This is a genomic window from Bacillus sp. FF-1 (assembly GCF_028548245.1).
GTDB lineage: Bacteria > Bacillota > Bacilli > Bacillales > Bacillaceae_G > Bacillus_A > Bacillus_A paranthracis.
This window is the reverse complement of sequence record NZ_JAQQGG010000003.1, coordinates 306,705-332,135: the sequence shown is the minus strand read 5'-3', so window position 1 is coordinate 332,135 and position 25,431 is coordinate 306,705. Positions and strand designations below refer to the sequence as shown.

Annotated in this window: 24 protein-coding genes and 1 tRNA gene; 19 read left to right on the top strand and 6 right to left on the bottom strand. The window is 36.1% G+C overall.

Annotation, left to right across the window (positions count from 1 at the left end; translation table 11 throughout):
• Positions 1 to 298 precede the first annotated feature (298 nt).
• From cccA to PQF83_RS12190, 3 genes are all read left to right on the top strand, one after another.
• On the top strand, positions 299 to 655 hold the full coding sequence (gene cccA / locus PQF83_RS12200; protein ID WP_000828141.1) for a cytochrome c550: 357 nt from the start codon (positions 299 to 301) through the stop codon (positions 653 to 655).
• 165 nt (positions 656 to 820) lie between these two features.
• Positions 821 to 1,528: a tRNA (adenine(22)-N(1))-methyltransferase gene (locus PQF83_RS12195; protein WP_001006536.1), complete on the top strand. Its 708-nt coding sequence runs from the start codon at positions 821 to 823 to the stop codon at positions 1,526 to 1,528.
• On the top strand, positions 1,525 to 2,646 hold the full coding sequence (locus PQF83_RS12190; RefSeq protein WP_000036223.1) for a Nif3-like dinuclear metal center hexameric protein: 1,122 nt from the start codon (positions 1,525 to 1,527) through the stop codon (positions 2,644 to 2,646). Before PQF83_RS12195 ends, PQF83_RS12190 begins: the two co-directional genes overlap by 4 nt.
• Before the next feature lie 41 nt (positions 2,647 to 2,687).
• On the opposite strand, the gene PQF83_RS12185 is transcribed toward PQF83_RS12190, so the two are convergent.
• Together PQF83_RS12185 and vrrA are read right to left on the bottom strand one after the other, a co-directional pair.
• Entirely contained in the window at positions 2,688 to 3,638 is a 951-nt protein-coding gene (locus PQF83_RS12185) for a 4-hydroxy-3-methylbut-2-enyl diphosphate reductase (protein ID WP_000706669.1), read from the bottom strand.
• A gap of 89 nt (positions 3,639 to 3,727) precedes the next feature.
• The gene (gene vrrA / locus PQF83_RS12180) at positions 3,728 to 4,465 is read right to left on the bottom strand and encodes a VrrA/YqfQ family protein (protein WP_000484140.1); all 738 of its coding nucleotides are present in this window, start codon (positions 4,463 to 4,465) and stop codon (positions 3,728 to 3,730) included.
• A gap of 180 nt (positions 4,466 to 4,645) precedes the next feature.
• On the opposite strand from vrrA, the gene PQF83_RS12175 reads away from it, so the two are divergent.
• Entirely contained in the window at positions 4,646 to 5,956 is a 1,311-nt protein-coding gene (locus tag PQF83_RS12175; protein WP_000194027.1) for a DEAD/DEAH box helicase, read from the top strand.
• Positions 5,957 to 6,186: 230 nt separating this feature from the next.
• On the top strand, positions 6,187 to 7,083 hold the full coding sequence (locus tag PQF83_RS12170; RefSeq protein ID WP_000912469.1) for a deoxyribonuclease IV: 897 nt from the start codon (positions 6,187 to 6,189) through the stop codon (positions 7,081 to 7,083).
• Positions 7,084 to 7,109: 26 nt separating this feature from the next.
• Here PQF83_RS12170 and PQF83_RS12165 read toward each other — a convergent pair whose 3' ends face one another.
• A complete protein-coding gene (locus PQF83_RS12165; protein ID WP_001048963.1) occupies positions 7,110 to 7,364 on the bottom strand; it encodes a DUF2624 domain-containing protein in 255 nt (84 codons plus the stop codon).
• Positions 7,365 to 7,514: 150 nt separating this feature from the next.
• Between PQF83_RS12165 and PQF83_RS12160 the strand changes: the two genes are divergently transcribed.
• The 4 genes from PQF83_RS12160 (at position 7,515) to PQF83_RS12145 (ending at position 10,604) form a co-directional block, all read left to right on the top strand.
• Positions 7,515 to 8,393, top strand: a complete 879-nt coding sequence (locus tag PQF83_RS12160; protein ID WP_000435966.1) for a YitT family protein — start codon at positions 7,515 to 7,517, stop codon at positions 8,391 to 8,393.
• A 180-nt stretch (positions 8,394 to 8,573) separates the two neighbouring features.
• Positions 8,574 to 9,344, top strand: coding sequence for a metal ABC transporter ATP-binding protein (locus tag PQF83_RS12155; RefSeq protein ID WP_001059652.1), 771 nt, complete (start codon positions 8,574 to 8,576; stop codon positions 9,342 to 9,344).
• Positions 9,344 to 10,177: a metal ABC transporter permease gene (locus PQF83_RS12150; RefSeq protein WP_000613821.1), complete on the top strand. Its 834-nt coding sequence runs from the start codon at positions 9,344 to 9,346 to the stop codon at positions 10,175 to 10,177. The genes PQF83_RS12155 and PQF83_RS12150 overlap by 1 nt, the downstream gene beginning before the upstream one ends.
• Positions 10,178 to 10,190: 13 nt before the next feature.
• Positions 10,191 to 10,604, top strand: coding sequence for a Fur family transcriptional regulator (locus tag PQF83_RS12145; protein WP_001054512.1), 414 nt, complete (start codon positions 10,191 to 10,193; stop codon positions 10,602 to 10,604).
• 80 nt (positions 10,605 to 10,684) lie between these two features.
• Here the strand turns inward: PQF83_RS12145 and ispG are convergent, their stop codons facing one another.
• From ispG to PQF83_RS12130, 3 genes are all read right to left on the bottom strand, one after another.
• Positions 10,685 to 11,788 (bottom strand): flavodoxin-dependent (E)-4-hydroxy-3-methylbut-2-enyl-diphosphate synthase, encoded by a 1,104-nt coding sequence (gene ispG / locus PQF83_RS12140; RefSeq protein WP_011040674.1) that lies wholly within the window; start codon positions 11,786 to 11,788, stop codon positions 10,685 to 10,687.
• A 164-nt stretch (positions 11,789 to 11,952) separates the two neighbouring features.
• Positions 11,953 to 12,318 carry a hypothetical protein gene (locus PQF83_RS12135; RefSeq protein WP_000825406.1) on the bottom strand — a complete coding sequence of 122 codons (366 nt, stop codon included), beginning with the start codon at positions 12,316 to 12,318 and terminating at the stop codon, positions 11,953 to 11,955.
• Positions 12,319 to 12,371: 53 nt separating this feature from the next.
• Complete coding sequence (locus tag PQF83_RS12130; protein ID WP_000021910.1) at positions 12,372 to 13,136, bottom strand: DUF1189 domain-containing protein; 765 nt, start codon at positions 13,134 to 13,136, stop codon at positions 12,372 to 12,374.
• A gap of 242 nt (positions 13,137 to 13,378) precedes the next feature.
• On the opposite strand from PQF83_RS12130, the gene PQF83_RS12125 reads away from it, so the two are divergent.
• From PQF83_RS12125 to PQF83_RS12080, 10 genes are all read left to right on the top strand, one after another.
• A tRNA-Ile gene (locus tag PQF83_RS12125) sits at positions 13,379 to 13,452 on the top strand.
• A 221-nt stretch (positions 13,453 to 13,673) separates the two neighbouring features.
• On the top strand, positions 13,674 to 14,285 hold the full coding sequence (gene sodA / locus PQF83_RS12120) for a superoxide dismutase [Mn] (RefSeq protein WP_001052031.1): 612 nt from the start codon (positions 13,674 to 13,676) through the stop codon (positions 14,283 to 14,285).
• A 116-nt stretch (positions 14,286 to 14,401) separates the two neighbouring features.
• Complete coding sequence (locus PQF83_RS12115; RefSeq protein WP_000871368.1) at positions 14,402 to 15,679, top strand: MFS transporter; 1,278 nt, start codon at positions 14,402 to 14,404, stop codon at positions 15,677 to 15,679.
• A 109-nt stretch (positions 15,680 to 15,788) separates the two neighbouring features.
• The gene (locus PQF83_RS12110; protein ID WP_000516826.1) at positions 15,789 to 17,909 is read left to right on the top strand and encodes a peptidoglycan D,D-transpeptidase FtsI family protein; all 2,121 of its coding nucleotides are present in this window, start codon (positions 15,789 to 15,791) and stop codon (positions 17,907 to 17,909) included.
• Between the two features lie 321 nt (positions 17,910 to 18,230).
• On the top strand, positions 18,231 to 19,148 hold the full coding sequence (gene phoX / locus PQF83_RS12105; protein ID WP_000871258.1) for a phosphate ABC transporter substrate-binding protein PhoX: 918 nt from the start codon (positions 18,231 to 18,233) through the stop codon (positions 19,146 to 19,148).
• A 27-nt stretch (positions 19,149 to 19,175) separates the two neighbouring features.
• Complete coding sequence (pstC, locus tag PQF83_RS12100) at positions 19,176 to 20,126, top strand: phosphate ABC transporter permease subunit PstC (RefSeq protein ID WP_000323872.1); 951 nt, start codon at positions 19,176 to 19,178, stop codon at positions 20,124 to 20,126.
• A gap of 1 nt (position 20,127) precedes the next feature.
• The gene (pstA, locus tag PQF83_RS12095) at positions 20,128 to 20,994 is read left to right on the top strand and encodes a phosphate ABC transporter permease PstA (RefSeq protein WP_001242539.1); all 867 of its coding nucleotides are present in this window, start codon (positions 20,128 to 20,130) and stop codon (positions 20,992 to 20,994) included.
• Between the two features lie 28 nt (positions 20,995 to 21,022).
• Positions 21,023 to 21,838 (top strand): phosphate ABC transporter ATP-binding protein, encoded by an 816-nt coding sequence (gene pstB / locus PQF83_RS12090; RefSeq protein ID WP_000226683.1) that lies wholly within the window; start codon positions 21,023 to 21,025, stop codon positions 21,836 to 21,838.
• 168 nt (positions 21,839 to 22,006) lie between these two features.
• A complete protein-coding gene (phoU, locus tag PQF83_RS12085) occupies positions 22,007 to 22,663 on the top strand; it encodes a phosphate signaling complex protein PhoU (RefSeq protein WP_000251231.1) in 657 nt (218 codons plus the stop codon).
• Between the two features lie 379 nt (positions 22,664 to 23,042).
• A complete protein-coding gene (locus PQF83_RS12080) occupies positions 23,043 to 25,397 on the top strand; it encodes a sugar phosphate nucleotidyltransferase (protein ID WP_000679299.1) in 2,355 nt (784 codons plus the stop codon).
• Positions 25,398 to 25,431 lie beyond the last annotated feature (34 nt).

The window sequence follows — 25,431 nt, the reverse complement described above, 5'->3', positions numbered from 1 at the left end:
AATTTCTTGTAATTTATTTTACAGAATTGTCTTTTGATTTGCAAATGCTCATTTTTCGATTTTTCGATTAATTTTGTTTATTCTATACAAAAATATATGTAGAAAAGTGAAAAATATGATGAGAAACGTTAATAATTATCGAAATAATAAGCGATATAACAATAAAAAACAATAAACTGAATTTATGGAATATTTTTAACGATTAGTAGTTTACTCTTTTCTGATAGAGCGTTTTCAAGTACAATGGAAATGACTGAATCATCTAACTATTTAGGGGTATAGAGGGGGGAGAAGAGATATGAAACGTAATCCGCTGATTCCGTTCGCTCTTATTGCAGCATTGGGTATTATCGTTATGTTTGTATTTTCATTTCAGGGGCTAAATAAATCTAAAGAGTTAGCTGATGCAAAAAATGGCGGGAAGCCAGCACAAACAGCATCCAAGCCAGAGGATATTGTGAAGCAAAGCTGTACGAGCTGCCACGGTGATCAATTACAAGGGGCGGTAGGACCTAATTTACAAAAAATTGGTGGGAAACTTTCAAAGGATGAAATTAAAGAAATTCTTTCGAAAGGAAAAGGCAATATGCCAGCGAATATAGTTCCAGCTGATCAAGCCGCTAAAGTAGCTGATTGGTTATCGAAGAAAAAATAAAGTTCCGTATGACAAGCCTTTTGCTTAAGCAAAAGGCTTGTTTTTCTATATTTTCTAAAATACGATGAATGATAGAGAAGTGAATTGTTGTTATAGGCTTGCAACAACTACTATAAATTCATTATCATGGAGACAGACTGACAAGAGAAGGAGTAATGGAAATACATGAATGAAGTAAAGCTTTCAAAACGATTAGAAGAAGTTGTGCGTGAAATACCAGTAGGATCTACAGTTGCCGATATTGGATCGGATCATGCGTATTTACCGTGTTATACAATTATAAATAATATTGCTACTAAAGCAGTTGCTGGAGAGGTTGTAGATGGACCATTTCGCTCTGCGCAGGCAACTGTAGCTGAAAGTGGCTTACAAGATAAAGTAGATGTGCGTAAAGGGAATGGATTAGCTGTTATCGCGCCAGGAGAAGTAGATGTAATTACGGTTGCCGGAATGGGCGGAGCGTTAATTCGTGATATTTTAGAAAGTGGTAAAGAAAAATTAGAAGGTGTAACACGTTTAATCTTACAGCCGAATATTGCAGCGCATCACATTCGTGAATGGTTTATTGCGAATGGATGGGAGCTTATCCATGAAAAAATCGTAAAAGAAGATGGGAAAATTTACGAGATTTTAGTAGGGGAGCGAGGAAATATCACGGTTCCTTACTCTGAAAATAAACAGGCTGAATTATTTATGGGACCATTTTTAATGAAAGAAAAAAGTGAAGCTTTCGTTGAAAAGTGGGAAGGAGAATTAAAAAACTTCCAAAATATTTTAAAGCAGTTAGAACGTGCGGCTGATTCTGAAGAAACAAAAGCGAAGCGTGCGGAAGTAGAAGCGAAAATGAAAATGATAGGGGAGGTTTTATCATGAGTAAAATTCCAAATGGCCATGAAATTATTTCGTTATTTGAAAGTATGTATCCGAAGCATTTGGCGATGGAAGGAGATAAGATTGGCTTGCAGATTGGAGCGCTTAATAAACCCGTGCAGCACGTATTAATTGCGTTAGATGTAACGGAAGAAGTTGTGGATGAAGCAATTCAATTAGGAGCGAATGTCATTATTGCGCATCATCCTTTAATTTTTAACCCGCTAAAAGCGATTCATACAGATAAGGCATATGGGAAAATTATTGAAAAGTGTATGAAAAATGATATTGCAATCTATGCCGCACATACAAATGTGGATGTTGCTAAGGGCGGGGTAAATGATTTACTTGCTGAGGCGTTAGGATTGCAAAATACAGAAGTTTTGGCACCGACATATGCAGAAGAAATGAAAAAAATTGTTGTGTTTGTGCCTGAAACTCATGCAGAAGAAGTACGAAAAGCATTAGGAGACGCAGGTGCTGGTCATATCGGCAATTATAGTCACTGTACGTTTAATAGCGAGGGTACAGGTACGTTTGTACCTCAAGAGGGGACAAATCCTTATATCGGGGAAACTGGACAGTTAGAGCGCGTAGAAGAAGTGCGGATCGAAACGATTATTCCAGCTTCACTACAACGAAAAGTGATTAAAGCAATGGTAACAGCACATCCATATGAAGAAGTAGCCTATGATGTGTATCCACTTGATAACAAAGGTGAAACGTTAGGGCTTGGAAAAATAGGGTATTTACAAGAAGAAATGACACTTGGACAGTTTGCGGAACATGTAAAGCAATCGTTAGATGTAAAGGGTGCGCGAGTTGTTGGGAAATTAGAGGATAAAGTGCGCAAAGTAGCTGTACTTGGTGGCGATGGTAACAAATACATCAATCAAGCTAAATTTAAAGGTGCGGATGTATATGTAACAGGTGACATGTATTATCATGTTGCCCATGATGCGATGATGCTCGGTTTAAATATCGTCGACCCAGGACATAACGTTGAAAAGGTAATGAAGCAAGGTGTACAAAAGCAATTACAAGAAAAAGCAGATGCAAAGAAACTGAATGTACATATTCATGCTTCGCAGTTACATACAGATCCATTTACATTTGTATAAGAAAAATAAAAAACCGTTGCTCATATAGGCAACGGTTTTTATTATTGTTCTTTTTTCACTTTTACACGAGGTAATATTTTTTGTAACGGTACTTTTCGAACTCTTTCCCATGTAGCAGGATTCATTGGGTCATATTGCTCTAAGAAAGCGATAACCTCTTTTGTAATTGGTGTTGGAGTAGAAGCGCCTGCTGTAACAGCTACGTTCTCGACACCTTGTAGCCATTCTAATTTGATTTCACTTACGTCCGCAACGCGGTATGCTTTCGTACCAGCGATTTCTTGCGATACTTGTGCTAAACGGTTTGAGTTATTACTTTTCGGGTCACCGACAACAATTGTTAAGTCTGCAACATCAGCTTGTTTGGCAACCGCTTCTTGGCGAACTTGAGTTGCTAAACAAATTTCCTTATGGAACTCTGCTGTTGGGAATTTCTTCTGAATGTCCTCCATTAAATGTTGAACATCCCATTGACTCATCGTTGTTTGATTTGTAACTAAAATTTTATCCGTTGGAATTTCTAATGTTTTTAAATCATCGGCTCTTTCGATAAGATGAACGATGTCAGGTGCGATACCAACTGCGCCTTCTGGTTCTGGATGATTTTTTTTGCCAATATAAATGACATGGTAACCTTCAGCTTTCTTTGCTTCAATAAGGTCATGTGTTTTTGTAACATCTGGGCAAGTGGCATCGATTGTTGTTAAACCTTTTTCTTTTGCACGTTGTTTAACTTCTGGAGAAACACCGTGTGCAGTGAAAATAACAGTACCAGAATCGATTTTATCTAAAATGTCTAATCGACTTGGACCATCTAGTGTGATGATGCCATCTTCTTCGAACGCATCTGTTACATGTTTGTTGTGAACAATCATACCTAAAATATAAATAGGTCTTGGTAATGATGTATCTAATGCGGCGTTACGTGCAATAACCATCGCGTCCACAACACCGTAGCAATAACCACGAGGGGAAATTTTAACAATTTTCATACGAGTAATCCTCTCCTTCTAAACAAGGGATACTTTTGTGCATAGTCTTTTACATTATAAAGGAGGAGTGGATAGAAAACAAAGGATTGTTACACATATAGTTTTGGTTTTGTTGCTATTTTTTGAACAGGCTCCTCTCGTACTTCTTTTTCTATGACTGGCTCAATCACCATTTTTTTTCTTTTTCTTTTTTTGGATGGAGGATGTGGAGTTGCTACCTCAACCTTTTCTGTTACGTCTTCAGTTTGATCTTCGGTTGGATTTTCTTCCGTACTTTTTCCAGAGGTTAGAATTTTAACAATGCTTGGTAGGTTACGCATAATGGGACCGTACTGTTCGACGACAGGGCTTACAGATTGAACGACTTGTGATACTTTTTCGATATTATTTATCATATTAGTTGGATTCGAAATTAAATTCGAAAAAAAACTACCGATGCCGCTACTTGATGTGTCTGTATTTGCTGCACCGCCGCGCGTGTCGTTTGATTCATACATTTGAGGAGGGATCATTTGCTCGGGATGTTGCTGCATGTATGGTTGATATTGCTGTTGATATTGTTGCGGGTATTGGTGTTGGTATTGTTGCTGATATTGCTGTCGATATTGAGGTGGCGGTTGCTGGTGCATCATTGGCGGTCCTTCCATTTGTCGATAAGGCGGAACCATTTGCATGAAAGCTTCGGTTGGATCGTGTTTTTTAAAGAGTTTAGCAAGAAATCCTTTCTTTTTTTGTGCCATCGGTGGTAGTTGTGGAATTGGATATGGTGTATAAGGTTGCTGCCCTGGATTCGGATACATTTGCCTCATGGGGGATTTTGGAAACATGTGAGAAATCCTCCTTTCTTCAGTTAGGTATATACACATACAATATGCAATAAGAGGGAAGAAGGTTAGTTTTTGAAGTAAAAACCTAAACTAAAGATGGATTTTACTTGTAGATTTCGATATAATGTAGACTTGACTGATTTGTGCGCGCAGTAGAAATTTAGAAAGAAGGTGTAACTTATGACACAACAAACTTTTACACAGTATGATTTTAAACCATTTTTAATAGATGCAGTTCGTGAACTACGCTTTACAGAGCCGACAGGAATTCAACAGAAAATTTTCCCGGTCGTGAAAAAAGGTGTAAGTGTAATTGGACAATCCCAAACAGGTTCTGGGAAAACACATGCATACTTACTTCCTACATTGAACAGAATTAACCCAGGTCGTGAAGAAGTACAACTTGTTATTACAGCGCCTACTCGTGAGTTAGCACAACAAATTTACGAAGAAATCGTGAAATTAACAAAGTTCTGTGCGGAAGATCAAATGATTACAGCACGTTGTTTAATTGGTGGAACTGATAAACAACGATCAATTGAAAAGTTGAAAAAACAACCTCATATTGTAGTTGGAACACCAGGACGTATTAAAGACTTAGTAGAAGAACAAGCACTGTTTGTTCATAAAGCAAATACAATTATTGTCGATGAAGCAGACTTAATGCTTGATATGGGATTCATTCATGATGTAGATAAGATTGCAGCACGCATGCCTAAAAACTTGCAAATGTTAGTTTTCTCTGCAACAATTCCTCAAAAACTAAAACCGTTTCTGAAGAAATACATGGAGAATCCAGAGCATATTCATATCAATCCAAAACAAGTTGCGGCTGGAAATATCGAGCATTATTTAGTGCCTTCTAAACATCGTAACAAAATTGATTTAGTGAAAAGAATGTTGCTACAATTTAAGCCGTATTTAGCAGTTGTTTTCACGAATACGAAGAAAATGGCAGATCAAGTTGCTGACGGATTAACGGAACGCGGCTTAAAAGTTGGACGAATTCACGGAGATTTATCACCTCGTGATCGTAAAAAAATGATGAAACAAATTCGTGACCTTGAATTCCAATATATTGTTGCAACTGATTTAGCAGCTCGTGGTATTGATATTGAAGGAATTAGTCATGTTATTAACTACGAACTTCCATCAGATTTAGATTTCTTCGTTCACCGAGTGGGAAGAACAGCACGTGCAGGCTATTCAGGTATTGCAGTGACGATTTATGATCCAGCAAACGAAGAAGCATTAGATAGTTTAGAAAAACAACGTCATATCGAGTTTAAACATGTAGATTTACGTGGAGATGAGTGGGCAGATTTAGGTGAACGTCGTCGTCGTAAGAGCCGTAAAAAACCAAATGATGAACTTGATGTTATGGCAACGAAAGTTGTTAAAAAACCGAAAAAAGTAAAACCAAACTATAAACGTAAACTTGCAACAGAACGTGACAAAGTGAAAAGAAAATATAGCAATAAAAAAAGATAAGGGATTTCCCTTATCTTTTTTTATCCAGCTATTTGTGAGAGCCGTAATCAATATGGATAGAAAATATTGATTAAAGTTTCGCTTCATCTAGATAATGTAAATGAAGAGTATAGTCTGTTTAAATAGTCGTATAAATTTATGTAGTGCGTTTTTTGTGAACAAACAATTCACTACATATTTCTACAAATTATGCTATCATTATATCTATTGTATATTGAAGAGGTGATTGTATGTTAAAGATTGGATCTCATGTTTCTATGAGTGGTAAGAAAATGTTATTAGCAGCAAGTGAAGAGGCTGTTTCATACGGTGCAACGACGTTTATGATTTATACAGGTGCACCGCAAAATACGAGAAGAAAACCAATTGAAGAATTGAATATAGAAGCAGGAAGAAAACATATGGAACAAAACGGTATCGAAGAGATTATCGTACATGCGCCATATATTATTAATGTTGGAAATACGACGAAGCCAGAAACATTCCAATTAGGTGTAGATTTCCTTCGTATGGAAATTGAAAGAACATCAGCATTAGGTGTGGCAAAACAAATCGTTCTTCACCCAGGTGCGCACGTTGGTGCAGGGGCAGACGCTGGCATTCAACAAATTATTAAAGGACTGAATGAAGTATTAACGCCAGATCAGACGGTGAACATTGCGTTAGAAACGATGGCAGGAAAAGGAACAGAATGCGGCCGTAGCTTTGAAGAAATTGCCAAAATTATTGATGGTGTAACATATAATGAAAAACTATCGGTATGCTTTGACACGTGTCATACGCACGATGCAGGATATGACATTGTAAATGACTTTGACGGTGTATTAAACGAATTTGATAAGATTGTTGGTATCGATCGTTTACAAGTACTTCATATTAATGATAGTAAAAATGTACGCGGCGCAGGAAAGGACCGTCATGAAAATATCGGTTTCGGTCATATCGGTTATAAAGCATTGCATCATATTGTGCATCATCCGCAATTAATGCACGTACCAAAAATTCTGGAAACACCATATGTAGGTGAAGATAAAAAGGACAAGAAGCCGCCATATAAATTGGAAATCGAAATGCTGAAAAATGGTACTTTTGATGAAGGACTTCTTGAGAAAATTAAAGCGCAATAAGCAATAAGGAGGGGAATATCCCCTCCTTATTTTAGTAGTTGTTGAAATAAAGTATTTACTTGTTGGGCAGTAGCGGGCGAGGTTACTTGAGCTATTTGTTTTAAGAGCGCTAGTCGTTCGTCATTATCGTAAATGTTAATATTCTTTCCTTTCATAAGTCCAACAATTTGATCAGCTTGTGCAGTCGTAATTGGAACATCATATTCTTTACTATATTTCAATAATTCCTTTGTAGAAATATGATTTAATTTTTTATTTACAAGTTGTTTAATGAGGTTCATCGAGTTATCCTCCTTCACACGTTCTTCTATCGAAATATATGAGTACGTAGCTTGTACATATTCATATAGAGCTTCTTTTTTCATGAGAAAAAGAAGCGTATGTTATAATATAAGGACAAAACTATAGAAAAAGAGTATAAGGGAGGACTTATGGAGCAGAAGCAACATCGAAAAGAAAGTGTTATCCATCTTATGTATCGTTTAGTTATGATTATTTTTGGAGCAGCATGCGCAGCGGTAGCGATTGAATTATTTTTAATGCCAAATAAAATTATTGATGGTGGAATTATTGGTATTTCTCTTATATTAGATTATCTTACTCCTAATATTTGGTGGTTAAGTTTCTCTACTTTGGTCGTTATTCTCAATATCCCATTTATGTATTCGGGTTATAAGCAAATTGGAAAAACGTTCATGTTATCTTCGGCGTTCGGTATTGTAGCTTTAGCGTTTATTGAATCAACGTTACATGCTGTTCCGCCATTTACAACAGAGCCAATTTTAGCGACAGTGTTTGGTGGTCTTATTTTAGGGCTTGGTGTAGGGCTTGTTATTCGTCATGGTGGATCAATGGACGGAACAGAAATTATGGGTATTTTATTAACGAAAAAATTACCTTTCTCCGTAGGCGAATTTGTAATGTTTGTGAACTTATTCATTTTTGCATGGGCAGCATTTGTATTTGGTGTGGAACAAGCGATGTATTCTGTTATGACGTACTACATTGCATTCAAAACAATTGATACAGTCATTCAAGGTTTAGATGAAACGAAAGCTGTTTTAATTGTATCAGATCAATATGAGGAAGTATCAAATGCGATTTTGCATCGTCTTGGTCGTGGAACTACAAAGCTTGTAGCGAAAGGCGGTTACACGGATAAAGAAAAAGAAGTTATTTATGCAGTGGTAACACGTCTAGAAGTGACAAAGCTAAAATCAATTGTGTATGAAATTGATGCGAATGCGTTTGTTACGATTATGAGTACACAAGAGACAAATGGTGGTAAGTTTAAATCGGCTATTCACTAAAAAAATAATTATAATATCTTTTGAAAGCAGAGAATTTTTCTCTGCTTTTTGTTATAATAGTAAGGTTTCTTGAAAAAGTAGATATATTTTAGGCAGATTGGTTTACAACTATAATAAGCTGTACTATAATTCAAATAGATATAAATCGGAATCATTCTGAATTAAAATAGGTGAGATGCTATGAACAATATATTAGAAATAGAAGGATTGTCATTTCGATATGAAGATCGAAATGTGTTAGAAGATATAAATTTGCAAGTTCCGAAGGGAGCTTTTTTAGGTTTAGTTGGGCCAAATGGTTCAGGGAAATCCACTTTGCTAAAATGTTTATTAGGCGTTTTAAAGCCAAAACAGGGAAGCATTCGTTTGTTTGGTGTTGATAGTAAGAAGTTTAAAGAATGGAACAAAGTTGGTTATGTGTCGCAAAAGGCAAATAGCTTTAATTCTGGTTTTCCGGCAACTGTGTTTGAAGTTGTGTCAATGGGACTCGTTTCGAAAAAAGGGCTGTTTCGCTTTTTTACGAAAAACGATAAGAAAAAGGTAGAAAAAGCGATTGCTGATGTAGGAATGAGTGAGTTTCAAGGGCGTAATATTGGAGAACTTTCTGGTGGACAACAACAGCGCGTATTTATTGCTCGTGCGCTCGTTAGTGATCCTGAATTACTTATTTTGGACGAGCCCACTGTTGGAATTGATGTGAAGAATGTAGAAAGTTTTTATGAGATATTAGAGGATTTAAACAAAAGGCTAGGAATCACATTAATTCTCGTTACGCATGATATGGGAGCTGTTACCGAGAAAGTAACACATGTTGCATGCTTAAACAAACATTTACATTTCCATGGAAATGTAGAAAAGTTCCGAGAGTTAGAAGATGCAGAAATGTCCGTCTTATATGGACACCATGTTCATCGTTTAGAACACGAGCATGAGCATCACGGGAGGATATAATGATACAAGATTTTTTACAATATGACTTTTTACGTAACTCTTTATATGCAGGAATTTTAATAGGACTTGTTGCGCCGCTTATCGGTGTATTTGTTGTCATTCGCCGCATGTCGCTTATTGCGGATGCATTAAGCCACGTGACATTATCGGGTATTGCTGCAAGTTTACTACTAGAAAAAACAATTTTCACAGGGGGATTTTTAAATCCGTTATATATGGGGATGATTTTTTCTATTGGTGGGGCGTTACTTATTGAAAAACTACGTACTGTATATAAACATTATCAAGAATTAGCAATTCCAATTATTCTTTCAGCAGGAATGGGGATTGGCGTTATTTTTATTTCACTTGCAAATGGGTTTAACACAGATTTATTTAGTTATTTATTTGGTAGTGTAAGTGCTGTAACAAGTACGGATTTAATAATTATCGGCATTGTAGCAATTGGTGTTATCGTAACGATTACTTTATTATACAAAGAGTTATTTTTACTATCGTTTGATGAAGAATACGCTGTATCAACCGGTTTGAGTGCAAAGTGGATTCATTTTATTTTCATTATATTGGTTGCGCTTGTCATTGCAGTATCAATGCGTGTAGTAGGGGTTCTTCTCGTATCATCATTAATGACATTACCAGTTGCAGCAAGTATTCGTATTGCAAATGGATTTAAACAAACAATTTTCTTCTCCATTTTATTTGGTGAAATTGCAGTAATTGGTGGAATGTTTGCTTCGTATCAACTTGATTTAGCACCAGGTGGTACAATTGTTATGATAGCGGTTCTTATTTTAATTGGTGCGATTTTATGGAAGAAGAAAAAAACTGCATAAAGTAGGGATAGATATGAATCTAACAGAAGCTTTACGCCTAATGAAAGATAAAGGATACAAACATACTGGGAAAAGGGAAGAAATGCTCAGGTTATTTGCAGCTCACAATCGTTATTTAACAGCGAAGGACGTTTTAGAGCATATGAAGGATGATTATCCAGGTCTTAGCTTTGACACGATTTATCGTAACTTAACGGTGTTTGCTGAAATCGGTGTTTTAGAACAAACGGAATTAAACGGTGAAAAACATTTTCGTTTTACATGTTCTATTATGGAACATCATCATCATTTTATTTGTTTAGATTGCGGAGGGACGAAAGAGATTACTTCTTGCCCGATGGATTTTATGAATAAAGATTTTAATGGTTATGAAGTAACAGGTCATAAGTTTGAAATATACGGACGTTGTCCAAAATGTGCAAAGTAAAAGCTCGTTAGTTCTATAACTGACGAGCTTTTTTACGTAGAAAAGAAGGTTGCTCACAAATGTTGTGGGCAACCTTCTTTTTATTGTTCTTGTGTTTCTTTTTCTTTTTCTCGTTCAGCAGCCATTTCAGCAGCAATTACGTCGATTTCTTTTTTCAGTTCTTCTACCATTATTTCTTCTGGTACTTTACGAACGACTTGCCCTTTGCGGAATAATAGTCCTTCTCCGCGCGCGCCGGCAATACCGATATCAGCTTCACGAGCTTCCCCAGGACCATTTACGGCGCAGCCAAGTACTGCAACCTTAATTGGTACTTGTAGTGTAGAAATGTACTCTTCCACTTCGTTAGCGATGCTAATTAAATCAATTTCAATACGACCGCAAGTTGGACAAGAAATAAGTGTTGCTGCATTAGATGCAAGGCCGAATGACTTTAATAGTTCACGCGCAACTTTTACTTCTTCAACTGGGTCAGCACTTAATGAAATACGTAGTGTATTTCCGATGCCTTTACTTAAGATTGCTCCAAGACCAGCGGCACTTTTTACAGTTCCGGCAAATAACGTTCCAGATTCTGTGATACCTAAATGTAGTGGATAATCAAAAGCACGTGCAGCTTTTTCGTATGCTTCAATTGCCAAGTTAACATCAGAGGCTTTCATAGATACGATAATATCATGGAAATCTAAGTCCTCTAAAATTTTAATGTGATGCAGGGCGCTCTCAACCATACCATCTGCAGTTGGGTATCCGTACTTTTCTAAAATGTGACGCTCTAATGAACCTGCGTTTACACCGATACGGATTGGAATACCACGCTCTTTTGCTGCATTTACAACAGCTTCTACTTTATGGCGACGACCAATGTTACCTGGATTGATACGTACTTTATCAATGCCGCCTTCAATTGCTTTTAAAGCAAGACGATAATCAAAATGAATATCAGCAACAAGTGGAATGTTGATTTGTTTTTTAATATCAGCAATAGCATTTGCTGCGCGTTCGTCTGGAACAGCAACACGCACGACTTGGCAGCCAGCTTCTTCTAAACGTTTAATTTCAGCAACTGTTGCTTCAACATCATGTGTTTTTGTTGTTGTCATACTTTGTATAATTAATTCATTATTACCGCCAATTGTTAAATTACCGACTTTAACTGGACGTGTTTTTGTACGATGAGTCATTTCATTCACGAATAGATCGCTCTCCTTATAAAAGAAGTTTCTTATTTAGTCCCTTATATCAATGATAGTATACGTGATACAGGGCTATAGAAACCGAAGTGCTCGGTTTCACTTTTACTATTGTATCAGCGCCTTTATGTAATTGACAAGGATTAAGTGATTGCTTATTGATATAACGGGAATTTATAAGACTTTCCAAGTTGTATTTTTGTAGCAGGTGTATTTTTATTTAATTGTTTAAAATCATCAATTACTTTTTCGATAGAAGGAATTTTCTTCTTATTAATCGCTTCTGTAATGGAAAGAACCGTATCACCTGTTTTGACTTCAATTGTTTTATAAGTGACATCTGTTTCTTTTTCCGCTTTGTTTTCTTTCTTTTGTTTTGTATTTGTACTTTCTTGTTTTATCGTTTCGGCCGCATTTGTCTTTTTATATGAACTTAACATCGGTAAAGTGCCGATTTTTATATCGTAATAAAATATATAACCAAGAACAAGCACGAATAAGAATATACCTAATCTCTTCATATTCTTCACTCCTTTGCTAGGAATATATGCTTGTCCAAAAAAAAAATGCCTATTTAGGCATTTTTTTCGTTCGGTTTTGGAACTTCTTTAATTGTTAAGTATAGGACAATTAAAACAACTGCGATATAAATGAATGTTGAGCCAGGTACAACGATTTTGAATAAATCCATAATCATAAAGAAGATGGTTGGAATTGTGTAGCTGTAGGCAGTTAACGTCCATACTTGCTTATAAGATAATTTACGTTGACCACTCATAGCAGAACCGATAAACGCAAGTAAAGTAATTCCTAAGAAAGTAATGAACAATTGGAATAGATATACTAACACTCCGATAACAGCTAATAAAATTGGATAAATACTATCAAATACAGAAATGAAATCTTGCAAATCTTTTTTCTCAAGAGATGTCCCTAATAAATCATTGTAGGAGTATGTTTGCGTCTGGCCATTTCCTATAGAAACTACTTTATCTTTTAAAATAAATAAACCAGTTTTATTTTGATACTTTTCGATATCTGTTGTATTTGGATCAAATACGAAAAGAGCATCTCCCTCTTCTTTTTGAATAGGTTGTTCAATATCAGCTTTTAGTTCACCATTTTCGATTTTAAAATCAGGTAAATCTTTTTCAATTGCTTGATTTACCATAGTAACACTATCTTGGATAAAGCTACCGTAAAAGAATGTTCTTGGAATAGTAGTGATTAGACAAAGTAGCATAATATACAAAATGGTTTTTCCGATTTTTTGAAAACGGAATAGCGCCATATCTTTAGGCGAATATACGCTTTTGACTAATTGGGTAAATATGGACATAGATTCACTTCCTTTATGTATGTATAAAATCATTGTAACGTAGGAATCTAGGGAATCTCAAGATATATTATATTTACATATAGTAGCGATAACTAAATTTATTTTTATTAATTTTCTTCTTTTAAATGAAAAAAATACAATTGACAGTTTTCTTTTCTATATGGTAAATTTATCTTACATTTCTTAAAGGGTATATCCGATAGGAATTCCTTTATTTGATGTATTATTACATACATAATTGTGGACCCTTAGCTCAGCTGGTTAGAGCAGACGGCTCATAACCGTCCGGTCGTAGGTTCGAGTCCTACAGGGTCCATATCCATTTCACCTGTTTATTATGTCAGTAGGAAGCTTCCTTGTAGAAGGGAGCTTTTTTTATGAAATATATGAGCATTTTAATTGAAAAGAAGTGGGAATTTTGCTACTTTAATGATAGCAAGACAATGTGATTTATTTGTTTGCACCCTATGGCAATTAGGGTAGAATGTAGTTGTATGTCACTTAAGTGGCAATACATAAACTGGGAGGAATATAACAATGGCAAAACACGAATTACCAAATTTACCTTATGCGTATGATGCTTTAGAGCCTCACTTTGACAAAGAAACAATGAACATCCATCATACAAAGCACCATAACACGTACATCACAAACTTAAACGCTGCTTTAGAAGGTCATGCAGAATTAGCTGACAAAAGCGTAGAAGAATTAGTTGCAAACTTAAACGAAGTACCAGAAGCAATCCGTACAGCAGTACGTAACAATGGTGGCGGACATGCTAACCACACATTCTTCTGGACAATCTTATCTCCAAACGGCGGCGGACAACCAGTAGGCGAACTTGCAACTGCAATTGAAGCGAAATTCGGTAGCTTCGATGCATTCAAAGAAGAATTCGCAAAAGCTGGCGCAACTCGCTTCGGTTCTGGTTGGGCTTGGTTAGTAGTAAATAATGGTGAGTTAGAAGTAACAAGCACGCCAAACCAAGATTCTCCTCTAACTGAAGGTAAAACTCCAGTTATCGGTTTAGATGTTTGGGAACATGCTTACTACTTAAATTATCAAAACCGTCGTCCAGACTACATCGGTGCATTCTGGAACGTTGTAGATTGGAACGCTGCTGAAAAACGTTACCAAGAAGCAAAATAATTGTAATAACGATAGAAAAAGCTAGGAGAATGCTCCTAGCTTTTTTCTATGCTTTCCTTTTACATAATTGAGCTTGTCTTTGGAAGACTAGAACATGAAGTAAAGGAGAGTTGTGTATGAAGTGGAAACATATAATTGGTGACGTTGAAGTGAATCGGGATTTAGTGTTATTACTCCTCATTGGAGGTTTATACACGCTCGCAATTTCTTTATCGAATACGTTTGTTAACATTTATTTATGGAAACAAACACAAAATTATGTGAATCTCGGCTTGTATAATTTGGCCAGCGTTGTATTGCAGCCCCTCACATTTCTTATAGGTGGGAAATTAGCGAAGCGTATTGATCGCTCGATCTTGTTACGAATAGGCGTAGGCACGTTAGCGATTTTTTTTATCGTTGTTTTAGTAGCGGGGAAAAGCGCTTCTCACTATATTTTATTAATGGGGGCTCTTTTAGGAGTCGGATATGGTTTTTACTGGCTCGCGTTTAACTTATTAACATTTGAGATTACAGAACCAGAAACAAGAGATTTCTTTAACGGGTTTCTTGGGCTTCTTACATCCTTCTCTGGCATGATTGGACCGATAGCAGCTGGATACACAATTTCACGTATGGAGAAGTGGAGTGGTTATACGGTCATATTCTTTCTCTCGTTATTGTTATTTGCAATTGCTGTCGTTTTAAGCTTTTTTGTATCTAAGAGAGAATGTGAAGGTCGTTATGAGGTTACACAAGTTTTGAAAGAGCGACGGATTGATAAAAATTGGGGGAGAATTACACGCGCTCATTTTTTCCAAGGATTGAGAGAGGGGACATTCATTTTTGTTATTTCAGTATATGTGTACTTAGCAACCGATAGTGAGCTTGCATTAGGGAAATATAGCTTAGTAAATTCTGCTGTATCATTTGTATGTTACTATTTAGTCGCCCGTATGTTAAAGAAAGAGTGGCGAAAAAAAGCAATTTTACTTGGAGGCATTATTTTATATGCTGTTGTATTTTTAGTTATATTCAATGTTACATACACAAAATTACTTATTTATGCAGCATGCATTGCGATTGCATACCCTATTTTACTCGTTCCATATGGATCGATGACATATGATGTAATTGGTAGAGCGAAAAATGCGAGAGAGTGGCGTGTAGAGTATGTTGTTGTCCGAGAATTATGGTTAAATGCCGGGAGAATTTGTTCAGTTTTAAGTTTTTTATGTGCTGTATTATTCTTTCCGCCTGAAAAGAGTTTACCTGTCTTACTATGTATTTTAGGTGCTGGACATTTTCTTATTTATTTTGCAGTTAAAAATGTCAAATATGATGAAGGAAATGCAGGGAACACAAGTGTCGTAGCGCAAGGAACCACGCAGAATCAAACAGAACCAGAAGGTTAACTTATCGTTTGTTTTATGCTAGAATAGAAAAAGATGTAAGACAGCAGTGAGGACACCTGTATGAAGGTGTCCCTTTCAAATTACATAGCTGTTGGTAGAGGGGGTTTGTATGGGCAAGAAGCAGAAACAACAAAAGAAAAAGACTCACGTTCCTTTTCGGTTAAACGTGCTGTTTTTCTGCGTGTTTTTAATGTTCTCCGCGGTTATTGTAAGGCTTGGTTATGTACAAATTGTTCGCGGTGAGGAATATAAGAATGAAGTGGAGAGGAAAGAAAACTCGACGATAAGTAATCCTGTACCACGTGGGAAAATATTTGACCGTTATGGGCGAGCTGTAGTAGATAATGCAGCTGTACGTACGATTACATTTACAAAAATGAAAGGATCAACTGCAGAGGCTCGCTTAGAAACAGCGAAAAGATTAGCAGATTTGATTGAAGTACCGACAGATAAATTAACAGATCGCGATAAAAAAGATTATTGGCTTGCTATTCATAAAGAAGAAGCGCAAGAAAAAATTACGAAAAAAGATCGTCAAGAGTTTAAAGATAAAAAAATTGACGATAAAGAATTAGATGAGCGTCAACGAAATCGCGTGACAGAAGAAGAAGTGAATCAATTATCCGCAAAAGATTTAGAAGTGCTAGCGATTAAAAGCAAAATGGACGGCGGATATGCGATGACGCCACAAGTCATTAAAAAGGATGCTACAGAACAAGAATATGCGATTATTAGTGAAAATCTAGCAACATTACCAGGTGTAGATACGAATGTTGATTGGGATCGAAAGTATATTTATGATGATTTATTCCGAAGTGTACTTGGCGGCGTGTCAACGTCTGATGAAGGTTTACCTAGAGAAAGACTAGATTACTATCTTGTTCGTGATTATAATCGAAATGACCGCGTAGGGAAAAGTTATCTTGAGCAGCAATATGAAGATAGTTTGCACGGTAATAAAGCGGAAGTGAGAAATATTACGGATAAAAACGGTAATATTTTAGAAACGATTAATGTATCAAAAGGGCAAAGTGGTAACAATCTGAATTTAACAATTGATATGGAATTACAAAAGCGTGTAGAAGAAATTATCACGAAAAATTTATTGAGATATAAAGGGGGACAACCTCTTTTAGATCGCGCATTCGTTGTAATGATGAATCCAAAAAATGGTGAAGTTTTATCTATGGCAGGGAAACAGTTAGTGGAAGAAAATGGCGAAACGAAAGTGCAAGATTTCGCATTAGGAACGATGACAAGTTCTTATCCGATGGGATCAACTGTAAAAGGTGCGACAGTACTTACAGGATATCAAACAAAAGCGATTCAACCGGGTTCCTACCAACTGGATGAACCAATCGTATTGAAAGGAACGCCGAAAAAATCTTCTTGGAAGACGATGGGATCTATTAATGATCTGACAGCATTAAAAATGTCTTCTAACGTATATATGTTTAAAACAGCGATGAATATCGCAGGTGTTCAATATGTGAGAGGTGGTACGTTAGATGTACCAAAAAAAGCATTTGATACGATGCGCTATTATTTCGGACAGTTTGGACTTGGTGTAAAAACAGGTATCGATTTACCAAACGAATCTGCGGGTCAAATAGGTAGAGGAAATCAGCCTGGTTTCTTATTAGATTTATCAATTGGACAGTATGACACATATACACCACTTCAATTAGCACAGTATGTTTCAACAATTGCAAATGGTGGTTACCGTATGCAACCGCAAGTTGTAAAAGAAATTCGTCAACCGGAAGCGAAACAAGGCGAAGTTGGAAAAGTCGTTCATTCAATGGAACCAAAAGTACTAAACCGTATTGATATGCCTGAATCACAAATTAAACGTGTTCAGGAAGGATTTAGACAAGTATTTAATGAGTCTGGTGGTACAGCTGCGAAATACTTTACAGGCGCATCATATAAAGCTGCTGGTAAAACAGGTACAGCTCAAACTGTGTATGGCGGAGATAAAGAGATTGGTAGAAAAGCAAACGGTGAGCGTAAAGAAACATATAACTTAACATTAGTAGGTTATGCGCCACTTGAAGACCCTGAAGTAGCATTTTCTGTTGTTGTACCTTGGGTAGATGATAAATCAGGTATTAACGGATATATTAGTCGTGACATTATGGACGCGTACTTTGATTTGAAAAAGGTAGAAAATGGCGAAGCTACACAAGAGGAAATAGATAAGAAAAATAAAAAGCAAGATGATGAATAAAAAAGTTGTAAAAAAGCACACTATCTGAAAAGATAGTGTGCTTTTTTTTTTGATTCATGCATACGTTTTAATAAAGTGGACAAGCAGATCATATCGGAATTTTAAGGGACCTTGCAAATAATACGTATGCATTCACTATGGAAGTTATGGACCAATCCTCAGTGAAGATGAACAGTGGCTACGGATTAATAATTTACCTAATGTTGATTCTTGTGGAACTTTACAAAACTTTTACAAACAATTAAAACCGAATTAATAGTTTAGCAGTATTCTTATATCTGTAATCCTGTTATTTCCGGTTACTTCTAGGAGGAAGAACACGTGAAATGGATAAGTGCATCAATTAAAGTTTTCATACTGTCGACATGTTTCTTTTATGTTGGCACGTCTACTGCATTTGCTGTGAATGAAATGGGAGAAGTGAGAGTTGATGGATCCTCAACGGTTTTTCCTATTATAGAAGCAGTAGCGGAGGAATATACAAAGGTGCATCCAAACGTGAAAATTTCCATCAGTGTTTCTGGGACAGGAGGAGGATTTAATCGTTTCAGTAAAGGAGAAGTAGATATAAATAATGCTTCGAGAGTAATGAAACAAGTGGAAGAAAATGAAATGAAGAAAAACTCCATTCAGTTTACACCGTTTGAAGTCGCTTATGACGGCCTTACGATCGTTGTGAACCGTCAAAATACTTGGGTAGATAATATGACGGTAGACGAGTTACGTCTATTATGGAGTGAAGATGAAAGTGAAAAGCGATGGTCACAAATTCATTCATCATGGCCACGTGAACAGGTAAAGTTTTATGCGCCAGGTGTAGACTCTGGTACGTATGATTATTTTCAAAATGTCATCTTACAAAAAAGTCGCATTGTAAAAAAAGTCTCTTTGTCTGAAGATGATCAAGTTATTATGCAAGGGGTAATGAATGATAAAAATGCCATTGGTTTTGTAGGATATGCTTATTATATGGCCAATCGAGATAAGGTGAGAGCAATAAAAGTGAATGGTGTACTTCCGACGAAAGATACCATCCAATCAGGTGAGTATAAGCCGTTATCTAGGTCGCTATTTGCTTATGTGAATCATGCATCTATCCGAAATAAAATGAATATAGCAAATTATATTGAGTTTATGATTCAGCATGTTGGTAATCTTGCTGAAGAGGTTGGATATGTAAAATTACCAAAAGAAAAATACAATGAACAGCTGCGGATGTTAACAGAAATAAAAAGGTAATGTCAGGGTGGAAAGGGGTTTTCATCTTTGGCTTATAATGACAAAAGTCAAATTACATTTTCTGTACAACATTTGATTGAAAGAAATACAAAACATAGAAAAAAAACGCAGCGAATCAATCGAATCGTTCCATTATTACTAAAAATAATTGCTAGCGTGTCTATTGCGACGACACTTGGAATTATTTTTACGCTTTCTAATGAAACAATAATGTTTTTTAAAAAAATATCATTGCTCTCCTTTTTGACAGAGAAAGAATGGTTACCTTTTTTTGAAAATCCTAAATTCGGTATATTACCACTTATATGTGGAACGGTACTTGTAACAGCAATCGCTATGTGCGTAGCAGTTCCTATCGGTTTAGCGTGTGCCGTATTTTTAAGTGAATATGCTTCAAACAGTGTAAGAATAGTATTAAAACCGATGTTAGAACTATTAGCAGGTATCCCGACAATTGTATATGGCTTTTTTGCATTAACAGTTGTTACACCGCTTTTACAACGGATTATACCTGATTTACAGTTTTTTAATGCGATTAGTCCAGGTATTGTTATTGGCTTTATGATGATACCTACAATTGCATCTCTGTCTGAAGATGCAATGAGAGCTGTAGCAAAAGGAACGAAAGAAGCTTCGTTGGCACTTGGAGCAACTCGGTTTGAGATGGTAAAACAAGTCGTGTTTCCTTCAGCTTTCGCAGGGATTATGGCAGCGATTATATTAGCTGCTTCAAGAGCAATCGGTGAAACGATGATCGTTGTAATTGCAGCAGGGTCCACACCGAACGTATCTCTCGATCCGACACACTCTATTCAAACGTTAACAGCTTATATTGTGCAAGTGAGTTTAGGTGATGCTCCGCATGGAACAATTACTTATTACAGCATGTACGCTGTAGGCGCAACGTTATTCTTGTTTACTTTTATAATGAACATCATTTCGCAGTTTATTATGCGCCGCTTTAGGAGGGTGACATAATATGCGCATGTTGAATCATAAAAAAATACAAGAAAATATGGCATCACGTTTTTTTAAAGATCGAATTTACAAATTGTTATTTTATATGGCAATTTTGTTTTCAATAGTAATCCTGCTTATTTTGCTTTTTCAAATTTTTGAAAAAGGTGTCAGTTACCTTTCGTTAGATTTCTTTACAAACTTCGCTTCGCGTAATCCGAAAGAAGCTGGGATTGCTGCAGCTTTGTCAGGAACAATATTATTTATGAGTATTGTTATACCACTCTCCTTTATATTTGGGGTCGGAACTGCTCTTTATTTAGAGCAATATGCGAAGGAATCTATATTTAAAAAGGTAATAGAAATTAATAATCAAACGTTAGCGGGAGTACCTTCCGTCGTATTTGGATTACTCGGCTTAACCATTTTTGTATACGCTCTTCACTTAGGTGAGAGTATTATTGCAGCGGCACTGACGATGAGCTTACTCGTCTTACCGACAGTTGTTGTAGCGAGTCAAGAAGCGATACGATCTGTACCGAGGTCATTATTAGAAGCTTCTTACGGGTTAGGTGCTACGAAGTGGCAAACGATGTATCAAGTTGTATTGCCATATGCGTTCCCAGGAATTATAACAGGTTGTACGTTAGCGATATCAAGAGCGATTGGAGAAGCGGCACCGTTATTAGTTATCGGGGCACTTGCATTTGCAAATTATGTTCCGTTTAGTATGTTTGATAGATTTACAGTTTTACCAATTCAAATTTTTAATTGGATGAGTAGACCACAGGAAGAATTTCAGTATGTAGCAGCTGCTGGGATGATTGTTTTGTTAGGTTTGTTGCTCTTGATCAATATAGTTGTCCTATGGTTACGAAATCGAAAATAAGTTGGAAATGGATGAAAGGGGAATTCAAATGGTAGCAACAGTAGTAAATGTACAGGTGAAAAACGAGGAGAAAATCGAGACTGCGCCAAAGAAAGTAGTATTTGATACGAAAAACTTAAATTTATGGTATGGAGAAGACCATGCTTTAAAAGATATTAACTTAAGTATTCATGAGAATGAAGTTACAGCAATTATCGGGCCAAGTGGTTGTGGTAAATCAACGTACTTAAAAACATTAAATCGTATGGTAGAGTTAGTACCAATCGTGCGAACTACAGGCGTAATTGAATATAGAGAGCGCAATATATTTGATAAATCATATCCAGTTGAAGAATTACGAACACATGTAGGAATGGTGTTCCAAAAACCAAATCCATTTCCAAAATCTATTTATGAAAATGTAGCATATGGCCCGAAAATTCATGGGATTAGCGACAAGAAAACGTTAGATGAAATTGTTGAAAAAAGTTTACGTGGAGCAGCAATTTGGGATGAGTTAAAAGATCGTTTGCATGATAATGCATACGGTTTATCTGGTGGACAGCAACAGCGTCTATGTATTGCACGTTGTTTAGCGATTGAACCAGACGTTATTTTAATGGATGAGCCAACATCAGCACTAGATCCAATTTCAACATTAAAAGTAGAAGAATTAATTCAAGAGTTAAAGAAAGATTTTAGTATCGTTATCGTAACGCATAACATGCAACAAGCTGCGCGTATTTCAGATAAAACTGCTTTCTTCTTAAGTGGAGAAGTTGTGGAGTATACAGATACAAATAAATTATTTACGACACCTTCAGATAAGCGTACAGAAGATTATATTACAGGCCGATTCGGTTGATGTCGCTAGCAAGGCTAAGAGCAAATACCCTCTTAACAGAGGGTATTTCTTATTTTTACCTTATTTAAGATAGGAGAAGTAATACTTCTCCTATCTTAAGGTTTATTATAAGTAGGCTAGGTAGGAGAGTTATATATAGTGGCACATAATATTGAGGGGGAAGAAACAATGGTACGAGAACAATTTCAATGTGATTTAAAAACGTTACAGCAAAAGGTGATTGAGCTTGGTGAACTAGCGAGAGAAGCTTTATTGCTTGCTATGGAAGGGCTCCATAAAAAGGATGTAGAGAAAGCGTTAGAGGTAATAGATGGTGATTATCGTATGGATAATTTAGAAGAGGAAATAAATGATCTTGCGCTTATGCTCATTACGAAGCAGCAACCTGTAGCAAGTGATTTAAGAAGGATTTTCATTTCAATTAAAACAGCGACAGATTTAGAACGGATTGCAGATCATGCTGTTAATATTGCGAAATCAACCATTCGTCTCGGGGAAAAAGACGTGTCTGTTAGTTTGCACAATCTTGATGAGATGTTTGCGATTGCAAATAAGATGTTACAGTTAGCGCTAGATGCATATGAGCAAGAAAATTTAACTTTTGCGAAGCAAATTGCCGAAATGGATGATTCTGTTGATGAAATATATGGGAAAGCGATTCGTGAATTTATATCTTCAGTTCCAGAACAACCAGAAGCAATTACACAAATTACACAATTATCCTTTGTAGCGAGATATATCGAACGTGTAGCAGACCATATTACAAATATTGCTGAAAATGTTTTTTATTTAGTAAAGGGAAAGCATTACTTATTAAATGAATAAAGAAAAAAGCAGGTGAAGCATCACCTGCTTTTTTTAGTCAAAACATGACAAAAAAAGCTCGTTGTTTCCTTTAGTTTATGATGATAAGATGTATCATAATATAATGGAAAAAATAGGGCGTATATGTTATTCGCTTATTAAGTAATATTTTAAAAGTTAATAGTAAGCGCTTTCTTCAGTTGTTGAAAGGTGAATGTATATAAGGGGAACTTTACTGCCTGTCGGCCCGATTGGTCAAGGCTAATAATCAGTAGGGGATGAAGAAAACCTCCACTGATTAAAGTTTCACTTTATTTTATACTGCTAGTTAATGCTGGGTAGATAATATACATATCGTATATGAAGTTACTGAACATTATATAAGTGGAGGCTGAAGTATATGAAGGGGGTTATTTTAGCTGGAGGAAAAGGACGACGCCTTAGACCATTAACATGTAATACTCCAAAGCCGATGTTGCCATTATTAGAAAAGCCAGTTTTAGAATACAACATTGAATTATTGCGTCAGCATGGTATACGTGAGATTGCAATTACTGTTCAGTATATGAGTACAGCTATTAAGCAATATTTTGGTGACGGTAGCAAATGGGGCGTTAACTTGTACTACTTTGAAGACTCTCCACCGCTTGGAACTGCAGGGAGTATTAAACAAGCGGAAAAATTTTTGGATGAACCGTTTGTTGTCATAAGTGGGGATGCGTTAACTGATTTTCAATTATCAAAAGGAATTACGTTTCATAAACAAAAGAAAAGAATGGTAACTATGTTTGTAAAGGAAGTAGAAAATCCACTCTCATTTGGTTTAGTTGTAATGAACAAAGAACAAGAGGTTACACGATACATAGAAAAACCGAGTTGGAATGAAGTAGTCTCTAATATTGTGAATACAGGTATATATATTATGGAGCCAGAAATTTTTTCTTACATACCGCCCCGAGAATTTTTTGATTTTAGTCAAGATGTGTTTCCGTTATTGGCAAATAAGAACGCATTATTTGCATATTTGTCAGAAGGTTACTGGTTAGATATCGGTACATTTGATCAATATCGACAAGCACAATTTGATTTGTTAACGAAAAAATTGCAAGTACCTATCCCATATACGGAAGTATTACCGATGGTATGGATGGGAGAAGGGGTAACGATTGGAAAAGGAACGAAAATTCACGGTCCTTCTTTTATTGGTGAAGGAGCAAGAATTGGTGCTGGATCTGTAATTGAGCCATACTCTATTATCGGGAAAAATAGTGTTGTTTCAAGTTATTCTCATCTTCAAAAGAGTATTATTTTTGCAAATGCGCACATTGGGAAATATTGTGAGTTACTAGAAACGACAATAGGAGAACATACAATGGTGGAAGATGATGTTACATTGTTTCAAAAAAGCATTGTAGCGGACCATTGTCATATAGGGAAAAGTACGGTAATTAAGCAAAAGGGAAAACTATGGCCATATAAGGCGATTGATAGTCATTCGGTAGTAGGATCGGCTGGTGTTCAAGAAAGTGAGAAGAGTGCAGGATGGTTGCAAAAAAGCCGCATTGTAGGAAGAGGTAATGTGGAGATTACGCCTCAATTTATTGTAAAGGTTGCGATGGCGTACGGATCTCTTTTTACAAAAGGGGAAAGTATATTAATCGGGAGTCAAGAACATATAGAAACGACTTCTTATAAAAATCTTTTTCTTCATGCAATTCATGGTATTGGGATTCATACGATGGAATGCAAAGAAATGAACGAATCACTTTTTCAGTACAGCATTCAAGATTTGCAATGTGCGGGCGGGGTTTTCATTCAAGCGGAAAAAGAAAAAGAGATTGTTATAAAGTTGTATGGTAAGGATGGGGCACAGTTAACGTATAAGCAGCAAAAAGCGATAGAACAAGTGTATATGTCTGAGTCGTTTTATTACGTATGTGAGAAGGAAATGGGGCGGAATAAGCTAGTACACGTTTCTTTACATAATTATATAGAGGCTGTATTAGAGCGTATTGATATTGAGAAAATAAAAAAACAGAAGTTCCATCTTCTTATTAATAAGAGAAATGATATGTTACAACATTTGCTTATGCTCTTTTTGCAAAGACTCGGATGCACAGTTACGTGGATTTATGCTGGTGAACAAAAGGATCATGTGAAAGCTTTAATGAAATCAAGTAAAGCAAATATGGCGCTTATGTTTTCAGAGCAAGGAAATTATTTCGAGTTATATGATAATCATAGTAATATTTACCAAGGGACGGATTTTGAAGAGATTGATATTCCAGATTTATTACTGGAATCGGCAGGAAATATTTACCCAATGTCTTTGAAATTAGGAGAATGTTATCTTCTATTTTATACGCAGGATGAAAAAAAATCGTTTCAAGCGAGATGGAAGCGAGATATTTTATATCGAATTGGAAAATTATTCGAGTTAATAGCATTGCAGGGAAAAACCTTTCTCAGCATAGTAGAGCAATCCCCACCGCTTTATTTACTTTGTGATGAAGTTGTATGTTCGTGGAATGAAAAAGGGAAGGTGATGAGGAAATTATTGGCTGATATCGAAAGGAAGGAAGAAGGCATATTTGAAGGAGTACAGTTCAAATATACCGAAAAAGAGTGGTCTTATATCGTTTCTGACACAAAACAACCGAAATTTTTAGTGTATTCACATGCTAGAAACCCAGTAATAGCAAGGGAAAACATGAAAAATCTTATAGAAAAAATTAGACAATATCAAAAGGTGTAGAATTTTTATTTTAAAAGTGGTATTATAGTATAGT